At 60.0% G+C, this 15,882-nt stretch carries 16 protein-coding genes and 1 tRNA gene; 4 read left to right on the top strand and 13 right to left on the bottom strand.

The window, feature by feature from the left end; translation table 11 throughout:
• Window positions 1-33 precede the first annotated feature (33 nt).
• Together HUS57_RS16770 and HUS57_RS16775 are read left to right on the top strand one after the other, a co-directional pair.
• Entirely contained in the window at window positions 34-1,089 is a 1,056-nt protein-coding gene (locus tag HUS57_RS16770) for a Fe(3+) ABC transporter substrate-binding protein (RefSeq protein WP_173935007.1), read from the top strand.
• A 73-nt stretch (window positions 1,090-1,162) separates the two neighbouring features.
• Complete coding sequence (locus tag HUS57_RS16775; RefSeq protein WP_173935008.1) at window positions 1,163-2,863, top strand: iron ABC transporter permease; 1,701 nt, start codon at window positions 1,163-1,165, stop codon at window positions 2,861-2,863.
• Window positions 2,864-3,091: 228 nt separating this feature from the next.
• Here HUS57_RS16775 and HUS57_RS16780 read toward each other — a convergent pair whose 3' ends face one another.
• Window positions 3,092-5,050 (bottom strand): acetoacetate--CoA ligase, encoded by a 1,959-nt coding sequence (locus tag HUS57_RS16780; protein ID WP_173935009.1) that lies wholly within the window; start codon window positions 5,048-5,050, stop codon window positions 3,092-3,094.
• Between the two features lie 262 nt (window positions 5,051-5,312).
• Between HUS57_RS16780 and HUS57_RS16785 the strand changes: the two genes are divergently transcribed.
• Window positions 5,313-7,145: an AsmA-like C-terminal region-containing protein gene (locus HUS57_RS16785; RefSeq protein WP_173935010.1), complete on the top strand. Its 1,833-nt coding sequence runs from the start codon at window positions 5,313-5,315 to the stop codon at window positions 7,143-7,145.
• Window positions 7,146-7,211: 66 nt separating this feature from the next.
• Here the strand turns inward: HUS57_RS16785 and HUS57_RS16790 are convergent, their stop codons facing one another.
• From HUS57_RS16790 to HUS57_RS16835, 10 genes are all read right to left on the bottom strand, one after another.
• Window positions 7,212-7,775: a hypothetical protein gene (locus HUS57_RS16790; protein WP_173935011.1), complete on the bottom strand. Its 564-nt coding sequence runs from the start codon at window positions 7,773-7,775 to the stop codon at window positions 7,212-7,214.
• A gap of 171 nt (window positions 7,776-7,946) precedes the next feature.
• Window positions 7,947-8,147 (bottom strand): DNA gyrase inhibitor YacG, encoded by a 201-nt coding sequence (gene yacG, locus HUS57_RS16795; RefSeq protein ID WP_173935012.1) that lies wholly within the window; start codon window positions 8,145-8,147, stop codon window positions 7,947-7,949.
• Window positions 8,144-8,779: a Maf-like protein gene (locus tag HUS57_RS16800; RefSeq protein ID WP_173935013.1), complete on the bottom strand. Its 636-nt coding sequence runs from the start codon at window positions 8,777-8,779 to the stop codon at window positions 8,144-8,146. The genes yacG and HUS57_RS16800 overlap by 4 nt, the downstream gene beginning before the upstream one ends.
• A gap of 61 nt (window positions 8,780-8,840) precedes the next feature.
• The gene (gene infA / locus HUS57_RS16805) at window positions 8,841-9,059 is read right to left on the bottom strand and encodes a translation initiation factor IF-1 (RefSeq protein ID WP_011579535.1); all 219 of its coding nucleotides are present in this window, start codon (window positions 9,057-9,059) and stop codon (window positions 8,841-8,843) included.
• Window positions 9,060-9,191: 132 nt separating this feature from the next.
• Window positions 9,192-9,683 carry a low molecular weight phosphatase family protein gene (locus HUS57_RS16810; protein WP_173935014.1) on the bottom strand — a complete coding sequence of 164 codons (492 nt, stop codon included), beginning with the start codon at window positions 9,681-9,683 and terminating at the stop codon, window positions 9,192-9,194.
• A 5-nt stretch (window positions 9,684-9,688) separates the two neighbouring features.
• Window positions 9,689-10,174, bottom strand: a complete 486-nt coding sequence (locus tag HUS57_RS16815) for a UPF0262 family protein (RefSeq protein WP_173935015.1) — start codon at window positions 10,172-10,174, stop codon at window positions 9,689-9,691.
• Window positions 10,175-10,183: 9 nt separating this feature from the next.
• On the bottom strand, window positions 10,184-11,476 hold the full coding sequence (gene hisD, locus HUS57_RS16820) for a histidinol dehydrogenase (protein WP_173935016.1): 1,293 nt from the start codon (window positions 11,474-11,476) through the stop codon (window positions 10,184-10,186).
• Window positions 11,477-11,935 (bottom strand): DUF2948 family protein, encoded by a 459-nt coding sequence (locus tag HUS57_RS16825; RefSeq protein WP_173935017.1) that lies wholly within the window; start codon window positions 11,933-11,935, stop codon window positions 11,477-11,479. It abuts the gene before it with no gap.
• Window positions 11,936-12,002: 67 nt separating this feature from the next.
• The gene (murA, locus tag HUS57_RS16830) at window positions 12,003-13,292 is read right to left on the bottom strand and encodes a UDP-N-acetylglucosamine 1-carboxyvinyltransferase (protein WP_173935018.1); all 1,290 of its coding nucleotides are present in this window, start codon (window positions 13,290-13,292) and stop codon (window positions 12,003-12,005) included.
• 158 nt (window positions 13,293-13,450) lie between these two features.
• Window positions 13,451-13,633, bottom strand: coding sequence for a hypothetical protein (locus tag HUS57_RS16835; RefSeq protein WP_173935019.1), 183 nt, complete (start codon window positions 13,631-13,633; stop codon window positions 13,451-13,453).
• Between the two features lie 183 nt (window positions 13,634-13,816).
• On the opposite strand from HUS57_RS16835, the gene HUS57_RS16840 reads away from it, so the two are divergent.
• Window positions 13,817-13,891, top strand: a tRNA-Thr gene (locus tag HUS57_RS16840).
• A 65-nt stretch (window positions 13,892-13,956) separates the two neighbouring features.
• Here HUS57_RS16840 and HUS57_RS16845 read toward each other — a convergent pair.
• Window positions 13,957-15,228 (bottom strand): MFS transporter, encoded by a 1,272-nt coding sequence (locus tag HUS57_RS16845; protein ID WP_173935020.1) that lies wholly within the window; start codon window positions 15,226-15,228, stop codon window positions 13,957-13,959.
• A gap of 122 nt (window positions 15,229-15,350) precedes the next feature.
• Window positions 15,351-15,740 carry a hypothetical protein gene (locus tag HUS57_RS16850; RefSeq protein ID WP_173935021.1) on the bottom strand — a complete coding sequence of 130 codons (390 nt, stop codon included), beginning with the start codon at window positions 15,738-15,740 and terminating at the stop codon, window positions 15,351-15,353.
• Window positions 15,741-15,882 lie beyond the last annotated feature (142 nt).

Here is a 15,882-nt window from a genome sequence, read left to right on the forward strand (position 1 = left end):
GGACCTTGCCCCCGATGATCAGGAGAACGATTGATGTCTGCAACTTCCTTCAAGTTTAGATCGGGCCTTGCGGCAATTGCAGTTGCTGCAAGCGCCTCTATCTTGCCCTTGCCAGCCTTTGCCGAAGGCGTGGTGAATATCTATTCCTATCGCCAGCCTTTTCTGGTTCAGCCGCTTCTCGATGCCTTCACGGAACAAACCGGCATCCGGACCGAGGTTCTGTTCCTCGACCAGGGGCTGGAGGACCGCATTGCGGCTGAGGGCATCAATTCGCCCGCTGATGTGGTGCTGACCGTGGATATTGGCAGGCTCGTCAATGTGAAGGAAAAAGGCGTCACCCAGCCGGTCGAGGATGAGAACATCAACGCCAATATTCCAGCAGAGTTTCGCGATCCCGAAGGCCACTGGTTCGGGCTGACCACGCGCGGGCGCGTTGTCTATGCCTCCAAGGACCGGGTGGATCAGGACACGATCACCTATGAGGACCTGGCCGCTTCAAAGTGGAAGGGAAAGATCTGCATGCGCAGCGGGCAGCACATGTACAATATTGCCCTCATCGCTTCCATGATTGCCCACCACGGTGAGACAGAGGCGGAGGAATGGCTGCAGGGCGTCAAGGAGAATCTGGCGCGCAAGCCCAATGGCGGCGACCGTGATCAGGCTCAGGCGATCTATGCCGGCGAGTGCGATATAGGGCTCGGCAACACCTATTATGTCGGCTTGATGATGAACAATGAGAAGGAGCCGGAGCAGAAGGAGTGGGCGAACGCCATCAAGGTGCTGTTCCCCAACTCAGAGGAGCGCGGCACCCACGTCAACATCTCGGGCATGGCTCTGGCCAAGCATGCGCCGAACCGCGAGAATGCCCTCAAGCTGATGCAGTTCCTCTCAAGCGCCGAAGCCCAGGCCATCTATGCCGAGGCAAATCACGAATATCCTGTGATGCCCGGCACAAAGGTTTCGGAGACCGTGAAGTCTTTTGGCGAGATCAAGCCTGATAGCCTGCCGCTTGCCGAGATTGCCAAGTACCGCAAGGCAGCATCGGAGATGGTGGACCGCGTCGGCCTCGACGAGGGTCCCGCCAGCTAGGCGGCACATAGCCGGATAATTTTGGCCGAAGCGGCATCGTCTCGCTTCGGCCATTTGGCGATGGTGGCATCGCATGAGCAGTTTCACCCTCAGGGAAGCGGCGTCTCGCTCCCAAACTTCCGCTGGCAGAATCCGCCGGCAGCGTCATCCCCTTGCCTTCACTCTGGCAGCCATCGCAGCAGCGGTGGTCCTTCTCCCGATCGTCACCGTCATCATCGTGGCTCTTTCGGGCAGCGGGGCGGACTGGCCGCATCTTGCGCGCTATGTACTTCCCCGGTCCGCCCTCATCACCTTCTGGATGCTCGCGCTCGTTTCCGTCGGCGCCGGGGTCGTGGGCGTTGGCTGCGCCTGGCTGGTGGTCGCGTATGATTTTCCCGGACGGCGCATCCTGTCTTGGGCGCTCGTCCTTCCGCTCGCCGTCCCTCCTTATCTCGCCGCCTATGCCTTCGCCGAGTTTCTCGATTTTGTTGGACCCGTGCAAAGCACCATCAGGGCGCTGTTCGGATTTGAGCGGCCGGGTGATTACTGGTTTCCCGACATCCGCTCCACCATAGGGGCCGCCATCGTCATGGTCGCAGTCACCTATCCGTACGTTTATCTGACGGTGCGCGTAGTGTTCCTGATGCAGGGCCGCAACATTGCCGATGTCGCGCGCACCCTCGGCGCCGCGCCCTCGCGCGTCTTCCGGCGCATCCTGCTTCCCGTGGCGCGTCCCGCAATTGCAGCCGGCCTCTCCCTTGCTTTGATGGAGACCCTCAACGATATCGGCGCGGTTCAGCATCTGGGTGTACGCACGCTCACATTGTCGGTCTATACCACCTGGCTTAATCGTGGCAGCCTGGAAGGCGCTGCGCAGATTGCCGTTCTCATGCTCGCCCTTGTCGCCCTTCTGCTTCTGGCCGAGCAGCTTGCACGCCGCAGGCAGCGTTTTCACGTAGCGCGCGCGACGCAGATGAAGGCTCGCCCGCCGCGAACGCCCTTGTCGGGCTGGCGCGGCTTTGGGGCTGCCTTAATTGGCCTGGTCCCGATTATGGCCGGCTTCGGCGTCCCGCTTCTGATATTCGGACGCTATGCAATCAACCGTCTCCATCAAGCGAGCGACCCGGCACTCGCCAAGGCCTTCATGACGACCGTCAGCGTAGCTTTCGCGGCCGCATTGATCGCAGTGATAACTGCGCTGCTGCTGATTTATGTCGCCCATCTTGTACGGTCACGTGCGGTGACATTGCTCGTGCGCCTTGCCGCCATCGGCTATGCACTTCCGGGCACGATCCTTGCTCTTGGCATGCTGATCTCGCTTGCCCGCCTTGACAATTTCATCGATGCGCTGGCGCGCGATTACGCGGGATTTTCTACCGGCCTGCTTCTCACCGGCTCCGCTACGGCCGTGGTGCTCGTCTGTGCCATCCGCTTTCTGGCTCTGGCCGATGGTGCGATCAGGTCAGGCTTGGCGAAGCTGCCGCCTCATCTCGATGAGGCTGCCCGTAGCCTTGGCCGGTCCGCTTCGGCAAGCGCGTACAGCACGTTGTTGCCGCTCTTGAAGCCAGCTATCCTGACCGGCGGCATACTGGTGTTTGTGGATACGGCCAAGGAGCTTTCGGCAACCATCTTGCTGCGGCCATTCGGCTTCAACACGCTGGCAACCTTTGTCTATGAGAACGCTTCTCGCGGTGCCGTGGAGGAAGGCGCCCTGGCGGCGCTGCTCATCATCGCGACCTCCATCGTGCCCGTCATCCTGCTTTCGGGCCCTCTTACACGGGATCGGGACGCGTAACCCGCTCTAAAAAGACGGCGCCCTGGAACAGAGCGCCGCAAAATGGGAATCAGTGCTTGGAAACGAGCTTGACCGGCTTCCTCAACCCGGCTTCTGCCGTGGATGCTGGCCGACAAGTTGCGGAGGACTATCCAGTTTAGCCCTTAACGATATCTTACTTGGCATAAAGCATTTTCTAGCCGGGGAGATCGCCGCTGTAATGTCAGTAAATTCCGCAATCACACTTTGTTAGCTATCGAGTTCGGGCAGGTTCCTGAACAGCTCCAGTGCTTCTGGGTTGGCCAGCGCCTCCTTGTTCTTGATCGCGCGCCCATGCACCACGTCGCGTACAGCAAGCTCGGTGATCTTGCCTGATTTGGTGCGTGGTATGTCGGCGACCGCGATGATCTTGGCAGGTACGTGGCGCGGGCTGGCACCGGTCCTGATCCGGTCGCGGATCTTCTTGCGCAGCGCATCATCGAGGCTGACACCTTCCGAAAGCCGTACGAACAGTACCACGCGGACATCCCCATCCCATTCCTGGCCAATGCAGATCGCCTCAAGGATTTCCGGCAGCTTCTCCACCTGGTTGTAAATTTCGGCAGTGCCGATGCGGACGCCACCGGGGTTCAGCGTCGCGTCCGAGCGGCCATGGATGATGATTCCGCCATGCTTCGTCCATTCGGCAAAGTCACCATGGCACCAGACATTCTCGAAACGGTCGAAATAGGCGGAGCGATATTTCTCATCTTCCGGATCGTTCCAAAAGCCGATCGGCATGGAAGGAAAGGGTGTGGTGCAGACGAGCTCTCCCTTGCCGCGCGCGAGCGGCCGTCCCTCGTCATCCCAGACGTCGACCGCCATGCCTAGTCCCGGACCCTGTATCTCGCCGCTCCAGACAGGCTCGGTGGGCACGCCGAGAACGAAACAGGAAACAATGTCCGTGCCGCCAGAAATCGACGTCAGGTGTACATCCTGCTTTATGGAGCGATAGACGAACTCGAAACCTTCGGGCGCAAGCGGCGATCCTGTGGACGAGAGGGTGCGCAGGCTGTCAAGATCATGCGATCGCGCCGGCTCAAGGCCCGCCTTGCGAACCGCGTCGATGAACTTGGCGGACGTGCCGAAGAACGTCATCTTCTCGTCCTGCGCGTAGTTGAACAAGGCATTGCCGTCGGGATGGAACGGCGAACCGTCATAGAGCAGGATCGTGGCTCCCGTGGCCAATCCCGATACCAGCCAGTTCCACATCATCCAGCCGCATGTGGTGAAGTAGAAAAAGCGGTCGCCCTCGGTAATGCCGGCATGCAGGCGCTGCTCTTTCAGGTGCTGCAGAAGGGTGCCGCCTGCCGAGTGGACGATGCATTTGGGAACGCCCGTCGTGCCGGAGGAAAAGAGGATGTAGAGGGGGTGCGCAAAGGGCAGGCGTTCATAGACGATCTCTGCCGGCTGGAAAGGTGCGAGCGCTTCTTCGAGCGTCTGCGACCGATCCGTCGCGGCCGCCGTGGCCGAGGAATTGCCCAGGTAGTCGACGATAATGGCCTTGCGTACGCTGGGAAGGGAGGCCAGGATCTCCCGTGTCTTCTCGCCAATGTCGAAGGCCTTGCCGCCATACCAATAGCCGTCCGGGGCAATGAATATGATGGGCTCGATCTGGCCGAAGCGGTCGAGCGCGCCACGGACGCCGAAATCGGGCGAACAGGATGACCAGGTCGCGCCGAGGGAAGCCGCCGCCAGCATCGCTGCCACCGTCTCCGGCATGTTGGGCATCATCCCAGCGACGCGGTCGCCAGGCTTCACACCTTCAGCCCGGAAAAGCTGCTGCAGCCGCGAGACCAGCGCCTTCAATTCATCCCACGAGAGCCGTCGCTCCACCTTGTCCTCGCCGCGGAAGACGATGGCGTCTTCACTGCCGGTTTTCCAAAGCAGGTTTTCTGCAAAGTTAAGCTTCGCATCGGGAAAGAACGAGGCGGCGGTCATCCGGTCCTGGTTGACGAGGGCACGCCCGCCCCGCTCTCCGATCACGCCGCAGAAGTCCCAGACAAGTGTCCAGAAATCTGCAGTCTCCTCCACAGACCATCGATGGAGCGTACGGAAATCCCCAATCGTGCGACCCGAGACTTTTTCCGCCTCTTTCATGAATGCGGCCATCGCCGACTGGCGAACTAGTCCCGCGCTCGGTTTCCACAACGGCTCTTCCTGGTGCATATCAACCTCTCCCTAATTGCCCGGTTTATGCACTTCGTGTGGAAAAGGGGCAAGCATGCATTCAACGCGACTTAAACGCGCCACAAAGGATTGAAATAAATGACTTGCTGTTTAAGGACGCTAGAGCACTTGTGTGCCCCTCGCGGGCATACGGGAGCTTGTAACCTGTTGATTCTGCGCATCACCGTTCGCGAAATGATTCCGTTTTCGGGCTGATGCTGTATGAATGGTCAGGCTGGTCTTGGGGGCCGCAGCGCGAGGGATGATGCCAGTTTCGGTGGTAAGGCGGGGCGCCTGGGTGGTTGGCGCCGCAGTCGTCGTGGCAGCGATCGTGCTGGCCAGCCTGCCTTTGATCGCCTCGACCCAAATCGTGCGCGATGGAATCGCCTATCAGATGACTGCCTGGAGCGGCTACCGGGTACGGTTGGACGATGCCCCCGACATTCGTGTTTGGCCCACCTTCCGCGCGGTCCTCAACGATGTCACGTTTCAGGGATGGGGTGACGGCGGCCCTGTGGAGGTGCTGCACGCCGAGCGAATCGAGATGGACCTTTCGGCGATCGCTGCGCTTCGGGGAGAGGTCGTCTTTACCAGAATGCGGCTGATTCGCCCTGTTCTACATCTGGCAGAGGAGGACGGCCGCCTCCATCTGCCATCCCCCAGGGACTGGGGCAGGTTGCCGCGCTCTCTTGCGGTGGCGCGCAATGTACTGTCCACGCAAACGGGCGCGAACGGAACAGGGCTGCCTGACGATGTCTTCGGGACCATCGAATTCTTGCAAGGCCGAGTCATTGTCGTTGCCGGAGAGGAGGCAAGGGGGCTCATCACGAGCCTCTCGGGTAGCTTTGATTGGCCAGCCCTGAACCGGAACGCTTCGCTCAACCTGAATGGCATCTGGCACGGCGAGAATGTCAGGCTCAGCGCCTCCAGCCCGCAGCCGCTGGTGCTCCTGGCCGGTCGCAACGCGCCGCTGAATGTCGCGCTGCAGGCCGCACCTGCAAATGTATCGTTTGAAGGCAATGCCAGCACCGTGGGTGGTGGATTTGTCGATGGCCGGATCGAGATCGCAGCACCGTCTCTCAGCCGCCTAGCGGAGTGGACGCAGTTGCTGACACTTTCAGGCCGCCGCCACGGCCCGGTTGCCATGAGCGCCAAGGTGGTGGGAGACGCAAGGCGGCTCAAGTTCCAGGACACGACCCTCAATATCGATACGAGCACTGCCGAGGGGCTTCTGGACCTTGCCTTCACCGAAGGTGGTCCGCTGGTTGCCGGCACGCTCGCTTTCGACAATCTCGATTTGCGCGCGATGCTGAACCTGCTCGGACCATTTTCCCAAAGCCCGCTGGTTGCGCACGATATGCCGGGCGGCGGATACGATTTCGACCTGCGGTTTTCGGCGGTGAATGCGAGTTACGGCGAAGCCAGGCTCGCCAATGTCGCGGCTGCCGCCAAGGTGAAGGACGGATTTTTCACCTTCGATATTTCAGACGCGGCTGTCTTTGGCGGCACGATTCAAATCAGTGCGCGGGAAGACCGTAGGGGCAAGGACAGCGTGGTTGAACTGCGTGCAAGCGGTGACAGGATCGAAACGGACAGGCTAGCCGATTTTTTTGGATACCAGCGTCTTGTGCCGCAGGCCCCCGGTGCGTTTTCCCTTGTTCTAAAAGGCTATGGCAAGGATTTCGAATCCGTTCTGGCGACGGCCGACGGCAGTATGGCCGCGGTCCTTGGACCGGGCAGAATTCCCGGCCTTAGTCTCGACGCCTTTTTCAAGCGCAGCGAGGCTGGCGACTTTTTCTCCCTTGACGCTCTTGAGGATGGGGCCCTCCCCATCGACGGGGTGGAGATCAAGGCCAACGTAAGCAAGGGAGTTGCACAGCTTGAAAAAGCGGAGGCGCGTTCAGGCCCTTATGTCATTTCTCTGGACGGACTTATTCCGCTCGCAGGCCGGGCGCTTGCTCTTTATGGCAATCTGGCCGCCGCCGAAGGAGCAGACAGCCGTCTTTCCTCGCCTTTGGTCTTTTTCGTAGGGGGCGCTTGGAGCGCCCCACTTATTGCTTCCTTTCTGCCGCCAAGCGGGACCAACGGCGAATAGGATCACCGCCCTCCGTTAGACTGGGTGCGGCACCGTAAGCCGAAGAGGAAGAATGTCCAGGCGGGACTACTGGCCGTTCTGTGGCGTTAAATCCGAGGCGGGCTGAACTGTTGGCCCTGATGCATCTTCCGCGCTACCGGCTGGTGTGTCTGTTGCATCGCCGCCAACATTCTTGATCGTGTTTTCTAATACCTTGAACTGACCGTCCATCTTCTCCTTCGCAGCGCCAATGGCAGCATCAAGCGGGCTTGGCGTCTCACCGGAAGCGTCGGGCGCAACGCCCATATTCTTCTCGATGGCGTTCTTCACATCGTCGATTCGGCTGTCCACGCCATTCCTGGCTGCATCGATCACCGCATCGAGGGGGACAGATTCGCCCGTTGCCTCGTCATCTCCCACTGCCGTTTCGGATGCGGGTTCTTCCACGGCCGCTTCGTCTTGCTCTGCGGCTTCGTCTTGCTCTGCCGCTTCGTCTTGCTCTGCTGTTTCGTCCTGAACAGCTTCGGGAGTCCCCGTCTCCTCGACTGCTGGCTCCTTTTCGCCGGTGGACGATTGATTTTCTTCCTTGCTACAGGCGGCAAGGGCAAAGAGCGACAACGCGCACACGGTAGTCGTGAAAAGCCTTTTCATATCGATACTCCGCTGGAAATCGCAGCCATCTATTATCGAGGCCGTTTTCCCGGCGGGGTTTAGCGACGCGGCGCGCATATAGTCAACCAAGGGTGTTACGCCGGCTCACATATTTCAACGCATTGAACGCCTTCGTGGGATCACAAATTGTGGAGGGGGAGAAGAAACCCGTCAGTTTTCAGGGTCCTCATCCTCCTGAGGGCGTGCCGGAATGACATAGGCTCCTGACAACCAGCGATTGAGATCGATCTCCTTGCAGCGTTCGGAACAGAACGGGTAGAACTCACGCACGGAGGGTTTGCCGCATTCGGGGCACGGACGCTTAGGGCGCAGCGGAGTCACCTTGTCGGATGTGCCGTGTTTCGTGTTCATGCCGCAGGGGTATTCCCGGATTGCCAGTTCTTGTGGACAATATAGCCGTCGGCAGTGAGCAAACCGACAGTCTCATAAAGCGGAAGGCCGACCACGCCCGTGTAGGAACCGACGATCTTCACTACGAAGCTGCCTGCAAAGCCCTGAATGGCGTAGCCGCCTGCCTTGCCGCGCCACTCGCCGGAAGCCAGATAGCTTTCCATCTCTTCGCGCGACAAACGCTTGAAGCGGACCCGTGTTTCCACCAGCCTGTGGCGCAGCTTTCCCGCGGGCGTGAAGAGACAGATCGCCGTGTAAACCCTGTGCGACCGTCCGGAAAGCAGCCGCAGACAATTAGACGCCTCTTCCGCAAACTCGGTCTTGGGCAAAATCCTGCGGCCCACCGCTACGACCGTGTCAGCAGCGAGTATAAAGGCACCCTCCGCCTCACCGTCCTTCTTCAGCCGCTCCAGCGCCTTGTCCGCCTTGGCGCGCGCCAGTCGCTTCGCCAGCGAGCGTGGATGCTCCGCCCTCGAAGGAGTCTCGTCTATCTCGGCGGGCATCAGGCGGTCCGGCTCGATTCCGGCTTGCTGGAGAAGTTCCACACGCCGAGGCGAAGCCGACGCCAGGATGAGTTTGCCAGGCGCGCTCATCAGAAAATGTCGATCCAATCGGGTCGCAACCCGCAATTTCCGGGCAAAACCGCAAGCTTCCTTACTTGAAGCGGTAAGTAATCCGACCCTTGGTCAGATCGTAGGGCGTCATTTCCACGAGAACCTTGTCACCGGTCAACACGCGAATGCGGTTCTTGCGCATCCTCCCTGCCGTGTGGGCGATGATTTCGTGATCATTTTCAAGTTTCACCCGGAACATTGCGTTTGGCAGCAACTCGGTGACTACACCGGGAAATTCCAGGACTTCTTCCTTCGGCATCCGAAACCTTTGTTTTGGCGGACAGTGGCGGCCAGGACCGAACTTACCGCCTGGATTCCAGGCGGCAGGAACGGGTCAGGCCGAAATCGGGCGGAAACTAGCCCATCCGGCCGCATTTGTGAACATGCTTGTTTACCTTTCGTCAGATGGTATCGCAGAAGCGAAGTGGAAGCGGCGCTTGATCCGCTCGGCTAAGCCATCACGGACCTCACGATAGGCTGCGAGCACATGCTCGCGAGCGCCCTCGATCACTGAAGGATCTAGGGTCGGCCAGTATTCCACCTCGACCGCCTGAGTACGCGTCAGTTCCATCGCAGTATGATGTGCCTCCGGCGAGAGCGTCACAATCAGGTCGAAATACAAGTCCTCCATCTCGTCCAGCCGGCATGGGTGCCAGTCAGGGGGCAGGGAAAGGCCGCTTTCCGCGAGCACCGCGTCCACGAATGGTTCACGCTCGCCGCTGCGCACACCCGCCGAAGCGACGAAGATGGATGGGGGAAGAAGGTTCCTGGCGAGGACTTCGGCCAGAGGGGACCGAATCACGTTTTCTCCACACAGGAACAAGACGGAACGTGGCTTTGCCGCTTCGTCGTCTTGAGACTCTTGGCCTAGCCATCCTGTCATCCTGGTCAACCCCGCCAGTGCAGTACGCACACGAGCGTGAAGAGGCGACGTGCTGTATTGAAATCCACCTCTATCTTGCCGGAAAGCCGCTCCATCAATGTCTGCGATCCCTCATTGTGGAGCCCGCGGCGTCCCATGTCGATTGCCTCGATCTGGCTTGGAGATGCCGTGCGGATGGCTTGATAATAGCTTTCGCAGACGAGGAAGTAGTCCTTGACGATGCGCCGGAAGGGCGTCAGCGAAAGGATGTGGGTGATGACAGGCGTGCCGTCTTCCCGCGTTACGCTGAGCACGAGGCGCGACTCCGCGAGGGAAATCCTAAGCCGGTAGGGGCCGCTCTTCTCGTCGCCAACGGGCTGGAAATGGTTCTCCTCGACAAGATCGAAGATGGCCACGGCACGTTCATGCTCGATATCCGGTGTGGCGCGGCCGAATGTCTCGTCAAGCTCGACGTCGATCAGGCGGGACTTGCCGGGATCACGCGCGCACATCCATCTGCTCTAGGAGTTCATTCTTATAGAGACCGAGCGGCCATGGGCCTCTAGCCCTTCCGCTTCGGCAAGTGCGATCGCCGAAGGGGCCAGGACGCGAAGCTGTTCAACCCCCAGCCGCAGGATCGACATCCGCTTCATGAAGTCGAGCACGGAAAGTCCGGAGGAGAAGCGTGCCGAACGCGCTGTCGGCAAGACATGGTTGGAGCCGCCGATGTAGTCGCCGATCACCTCGGGTGTATGGCGGCCAAGGAACACGGCGCCCGCATTGCTGATGCGGGATAGAAGGTTTTCGGCCTCGTCCGTTGCAAGCTCAAGGTGCTCGGGCGCAATTCGGTCGATGATCGCAGGCGCCTCATCGAGGCTATGGACGAGAATAATAGCTCCGAAATCGCGCCAGCTCGCAGCGGCAATCTCTGCTCGCGCCAGCGTCTTCAACTGCTTTTCAACCGCCTTCTCGACCGCGTCGGCCAATTGCGAATCGTCTGTCAGAAGGATGGATTGCGCCGCTGCGTCGTGCTCTGCCTGGGCGAGCAGGTCGGCAGCAATCCAGTCGGGATCATTGTTCCTGTCGGCCACCACGAGCACTTCGGAAGGACCGGCAATCATGTCGATGCCCACCTGGCCGAAGACATGCCGCTTGGCCGCGGCCACATAGGCATTGCCCGGACCCACGATCTTGTCCACTGCCGGTATAGTTTCCGTGCCGTAGGCGAGGGCGGCAACCGCCTGCGCACCGCCGATGCGATAGATTTCGGAAACACCCGCAAGCTGCGCTGCCACAAGCACGAGCGGATTGATTTTCCCTCCGGGAGCTGGCACGGCCATGACAAGGCGCGTGACGCCCGCCACCTGCGCCGGAACGGCGTTCATCAATACGGAGCTTGGATAGCTCGCCATGCCGCCCGGCACGTAGAGGCCGACGGAGCCTATCGGCGTCCACCGCCAGCCGAGTTCCACGCCGAGCGGGTCCGTGTAGCGCAGGTCGGCAGGCAACTGCCGCCGATGATGTGCCTCGATGCGCTCCTTGGCGAGTTGCAGCGCATCGATCAAGCCCGGTTCCGTCGCCTGGCGCGCAGCCTCGATCTCGGCGCTGGACACCCGCATCCCCAACCCGCCCAGGTCGAAACGGTCGAAGCGTTCGGTATAATGAGCGACGGCCGCATCGCCCTCCGCGCGCACCCGGGCGATGATGTCACGTACCGTTGCGTCGACTTCTGCCGAAGCCTCACGCTTGGTTGACAAGAAGGCCTGGAAAGCGGTTTCAAAGTCAGCGTCAGCGGTGGAAAGCCTCTTTGTCATTTAATCCAGATCTTTCGTACTGTGATGCGGACGCACCGGGGTCTCCCACGCCGCACCCAGATCGCAAAGGCGTGCCTCGATGCACTCGACGTCAAGGTGGAGGGTGGCGCCTGCGGCAAAGGCAAGTTCCACGACACCGGACGGTGCATCGCCCGGTATGAACCGGATGGCAAGCAGGGACAGTACCTCTTCCGGCTTGTTCACATCTATACCGGTCGAACGGACAGCAAGCACGCGGTCGAACTGTATCGCCGAAAGCCGCCTCTCATGTGTGCGACGTCGAAGAAAGCGTCCGCGTTTCTGTTCCCTTTCCCAGACAAAGCGTCGCACGGTCATCGCAAAGCGCTTCTCCCGCCTGTAAAATTTCATCTCGCCTATCTTGGACACCGCGTCCTGCACGTGGGCGGAGACGATGGCGAGATCTTCCTCGTCAAGGGCTGCCAGCTTCAGAAGGTCCATCGATCCACTTTCCTGGCTTGGGGGAAGGCAAGCGCCTCGATCGCGCTCTTGTGCTTTCCCGCTTCTGTCAGCCGGAGATACGCTCGATCTGCGCACCGCATCCCGAAAGCTTCTCCTCCAGCCTCTCAAATCCGCGGTCGAGGTGATAGACGCGATTGACCAGCGTCTCCCCCTCCGCTGCAAGCCCGGCGATAACCAGAGAAACCGAAGCCCGCAGATCGGTCGCCATCACCGGCGCGCCCCTGAGACGCTCCACGCCGTCCACAATGGCCGTCTGGCCTGAAAGCGAAATCCGCGCGCCAAGCCGTGCTAGTTCCTGCACATGCATGAAGCGGTTTTCGAAAATCGTTTCGGTGATCCGGGACTGGCCCTGGGCCATGGTCATCAATGCCATGAATTGGGCTTGAAGATCTGTCGGGAAACCGGGAAAAGGTTCCGTTTCCATGTCCACGGCGGCGATTCCGGCACCATTGCGCTTTACGCGGATTCCCGCATTGGTGCGTGTGATCTCCGTTCCGGTCTGCTCGATCGTCTTGAGAGCCGCCTCCAGCAGGTCGGCGCGAGCGCCTTCCAGGAAAACGTCGCCGCCGGTCATGGCGGCGGCCAGGGCATAGGTTCCGGTTTCGATGCGATCCGGGATGATGCGGTGCCTAGCCCCGGAAAGACTGGTTACGCCGGTGATCCTTATCGTCGAGGTGCCGAAGCCTGAAATCTTTGCGCCCATTGCGTTGAGGCATTCGGCCAGATTGACGATTTCCGGCTCACGGGCCGCGTTTTCCAGCACGGTCTCGTGCTTTGCCAATGTCGCCGCCATCATCAGCACGTGGGTAGCGCCCACGGAGACCTTAGGGAAGCGGTAGCGCCCGCCCGAAAGGCCGTTCTTCGCCCGGGCGACCACATAGCCCCCGTCGATCTCGATCTCAGCGCCAAGCGCGCGCAGGCCATCTATGAAAAGGTCGACAGGCCGAGTGCCAATAGCGCAACCGCCAGGGAGCGATACCCGTGCCTCGCCCATCCTGGCAAGCAGTGGGCCGATCACCCAGAAGCTGGCGCGCATTTTCGAAACAAGTTCGTAGGGTGCGGTGGTATCCACGATGCTGCGGGCAGAAAAATGGATCGTGCGCGAATGGCCCTTGCGCTGGTTCTCCCGGCGCCCGTTAACCGAATAATCCACGCCGTGATTGCCGAGGATACGAATCAGCAGCTCCACATCCGCCAGGTGGGGAACGTTTTCGAGCGTGAGCGTGTCATCGGTTAGAAGAGAAGCGATCATCAGCGGAAGCGCGGCGTTCTTGGCACCGGAAACGGGAATGGTGCCATTGAGCTGATTTCCCCCGCGAATGCGTATGCGGTCCATGAATTCCTTTCCCGGAAAATGAATCCGGCCTTTGGTTCGCGCGACTTACCTGTCCTAGAGCAAGGCTGCGCGCGGTTCAAGAAATTGCATTCTTGATGCAAGAAGCGCCTGCGAACATGCCATGCAGCCCATGGTGAGGCGACATGGGCGCCTTCCTGCTAGGCGTCATTGCCGTCTTCGCTCTTCCTGCCAATGGTGGGAATGCCTTCCGCGCGTTCGTCCGGCTTGCCTGCACGCCTTGAACGGGCCTGCGCCTTGCGCCGGGCAAGATTGGCGCGCAACTCGGCGGCGAGCCGCTTCTGGCGTTCGGTTTTCGTCTCGTTCCTTTCCTTCGCGGTCATGGTCGGTTCATCCTGCTCAATACGGGCGAAAAAGCGGCGGCCTCTGTGAGACGAAGCGGCCTCTCATCCTGCTTATATATTGGAGCGGGCGCTTGCGCTTGGCCAAGTGATATGGCAGAAGGCCGCCGAATGCGGCAATGCCATTTCCCAAGATCCGGTACGATCGAGGGAAATGGAAGGGTCGCTGCCGTAGCTCAGTGGTAGAGCACTCCCTTGGTAAGGGAGAGGTCGTCAGTTCAATCCTGACCGGCAGCACCATCTCACGTTGTTGATTTCATTGCGTAATTGACGAATTTCTCCGGCAGATTCACATTGACGCTGGTCTATCGGACGGGCTGCGGCTCTTCCTGCTCCGGTTCAGGAGCTGGCATTTCCTCGGTTCGCGGATCGTAAGCGACGGGAGCGGAAATTCCGGAGTCGGTTGCGGCCACGTAGTCCGCGCTGTGCATCGTCGGCGGACGCGCCAGTGTTCGTATCCGCAGCAGGATGAAGACCGTCAGCATAAGACAGATCACGCCACTTGTCAGAAAAAGCGCATCGGGACCCGCAAGGCGCATAGCAAATGCGCTAATGAGCGGACCCACCACGGAACCCACACCATTCAGGAACAGCAGCCCGCCTGAAACCTCGACGAAGCTTTCGTCGGTGATCAGGTCGTTCGCGTGAGCAACTGAAAGGGCATAGAGCGGAAATGTGAATGCGCCGAAAAGAAAGGCGAGCGGCAGGACTCCAGGGCTCCAGAACCGGCTGGCCAGGAAGAGCGAAAAGCCGGTCAGAGCCGACAAGAATGCGGCCAGAGCGATAATCGCGCGGCGGTCGAATCGATCCGAAAGTCGTCCGAAAGGCCACTGCGATAGCGCCCCGCCCAGTACGGTGACGCCGATGAAGGTGGCGACGCCTCTGACGTCCAGGCCAGCACTGGACGCGAATACCGGGGCAAGTGACCAGAACGCCCCGTTGACCAGCCCGACGGCGAAACACCCCGAGGCACCAGCCGGCGACATGCGCATGAGCCGGAACGGCTGGATCCTTACTGCTGTCAATGGCGCGGGTGCTGCAATCGCGGTCAGTGCGACTGGCACCGCTGCCAGAGAGATGATGATGGAGGCGATGATGAACGGCGTAAATCCGCCGGGATTGTAAAGGGTCAGGAGGATCTGACCGCCGATGATCGCTGCGAAGGTGAGGGTGGTATAGATCGAGAAGACCGTTCCGCGGGAAGCATTGTCAGTGCGCTCGTTGAGCCAGCTTTCGATGACCAGGAAGAGGGAGGCGATGCAGTAGCCGGTACCGGCGCGCAAGAGCCACCATGTCCACTCCTCCAGTGTCAGAACGTGGAAAAGCGGAATCACGGACGCAATCGCGGACATCGCGGTGAACACCCTTATGTGCCCCACAGGCCGTACCAGATAGGCGACGGAGAGGCAGCCGGCGACGAAGCCCACGAAATAGCCCGACCCCATGAGGCCGATAGACAATGGAGGAAAGGCTTCCGCCTCCGCGCGAAGGGGCAGCAGCGTTGTCAGTAGCCCGTTTCCGGTCAGCAGGATGGTGGCGCTGAGGAGCAGGGCGCCAAGTTGCAAGATGACAGCCAAATGCCACCTCCGACAGGTTCGGGAATGTCCTGTGTGGCATGTTAAAGGTTAGTTTGGAACGAAGTCATGAGCCAAGCACTTTCAGTGGACGTTGCGAGCCTGCTGTTCGACAATCGCCGCAGCTACAGCGGTATGCCTCGTTGTGCACAGTAATGATAAAGCGGCGGGGACTCGGCTTTGATCATTGCAAAGCGAACCATCTGAAAATCGCTCAATGTGCCTGCCTCATGATCATAGGTGACGGCAAACGGGCGGTGGCCGACATAATTGACAAATTCGCGTGTCTCGTCGCGCAGGTTAACCCAGCCGCAAACCGTCAATTCTCCTGAGGAACTCCTTGCTGCTTTGAGGCCGGAGAACAATGCGTCCGGGTTTTGAAGGCTTCCGCGCACATCCTGTTCTATCCGGTGCAACTCGGTCCGCGATAAATCGTGCGCAGCATAATCTTTCGGACCTGGAGATGAAACACATCCCGCCAACGTTGCTGAGACAAGCAGAAGCAATGCCTTCATGCGCTTTCACCTCCCCCTTTTTTGGCTATGGTGTGGGCGAGAAGGATGTGCGTCAAGCTTCAGATGATCTGCAGAAGACGTAGCGGTTCGTTTGTTAAAGGGGAGCCTGACAGACATAAAAGAGTGACAGGAGGCAACCTCC

The sequence above is a fragment of the Chelativorans sp. Marseille-P2723 genome (genome assembly GCF_902809845.1).
GTDB lineage: Bacteria > Pseudomonadota > Alphaproteobacteria > Rhizobiales > Rhizobiaceae > Chelativorans.

Coding starts and splice junctions, on each gene's coding strand:
- HUS57_RS16770 (WP_173935007.1), top strand. CDS start 34: ATGTCTGCAACTTCCTTCAAGTTTAGATCGGGCCTTGCGGCAATTGCA.
- HUS57_RS16775 (WP_173935008.1), top strand. CDS start 1,163: ATGAGCAGTTTCACCCTCAGGGAAGCGGCGTCTCGCTCCCAAACTTCC.
- HUS57_RS16780 (WP_173935009.1), bottom strand. CDS start 5,050: ATGCACCAGGAAGAGCCGTTGTGGAAACCGAGCGCGGGACTAGTTCGC.
- HUS57_RS16785 (WP_173935010.1), top strand. CDS start 5,313: ATGATGCCAGTTTCGGTGGTAAGGCGGGGCGCCTGGGTGGTTGGCGCC.
- HUS57_RS16790 (WP_173935011.1), bottom strand. CDS start 7,775: ATGAAAAGGCTTTTCACGACTACCGTGTGCGCGTTGTCGCTCTTTGCC.
- yacG (WP_173935012.1), bottom strand. CDS start 8,147: ATGAACACGAAACACGGCACATCCGACAAGGTGACTCCGCTGCGCCCT.
- HUS57_RS16800 (WP_173935013.1), bottom strand. CDS start 8,779: ATGAGCGCGCCTGGCAAACTCATCCTGGCGTCGGCTTCGCCTCGGCGT.
- infA (WP_011579535.1), bottom strand. CDS start 9,059: ATGCCGAAGGAAGAAGTCCTGGAATTTCCCGGTGTAGTCACCGAGTTG.
- HUS57_RS16810 (WP_173935014.1), bottom strand. CDS start 9,683: ATGACAGGATGGCTAGGCCAAGAGTCTCAAGACGACGAAGCGGCAAAG.
- HUS57_RS16815 (WP_173935015.1), bottom strand. CDS start 10,174: ATGTGCGCGCGTGATCCCGGCAAGTCCCGCCTGATCGACGTCGAGCTT.
- hisD (WP_173935016.1), bottom strand. CDS start 11,476: ATGACAAAGAGGCTTTCCACCGCTGACGCTGACTTTGAAACCGCTTTC.
- HUS57_RS16825 (WP_173935017.1), bottom strand. CDS start 11,935: ATGGACCTTCTGAAGCTGGCAGCCCTTGACGAGGAAGATCTCGCCATC.
- murA (WP_173935018.1), bottom strand. CDS start 13,292: ATGGACCGCATACGCATTCGCGGGGGAAATCAGCTCAATGGCACCATT.
- HUS57_RS16835 (WP_173935019.1), bottom strand. CDS start 13,633: ATGACCGCGAAGGAAAGGAACGAGACGAAAACCGAACGCCAGAAGCGG.
- HUS57_RS16850 (WP_173935021.1), bottom strand. CDS start 15,740: ATGAAGGCATTGCTTCTGCTTGTCTCAGCAACGTTGGCGGGATGTGTT.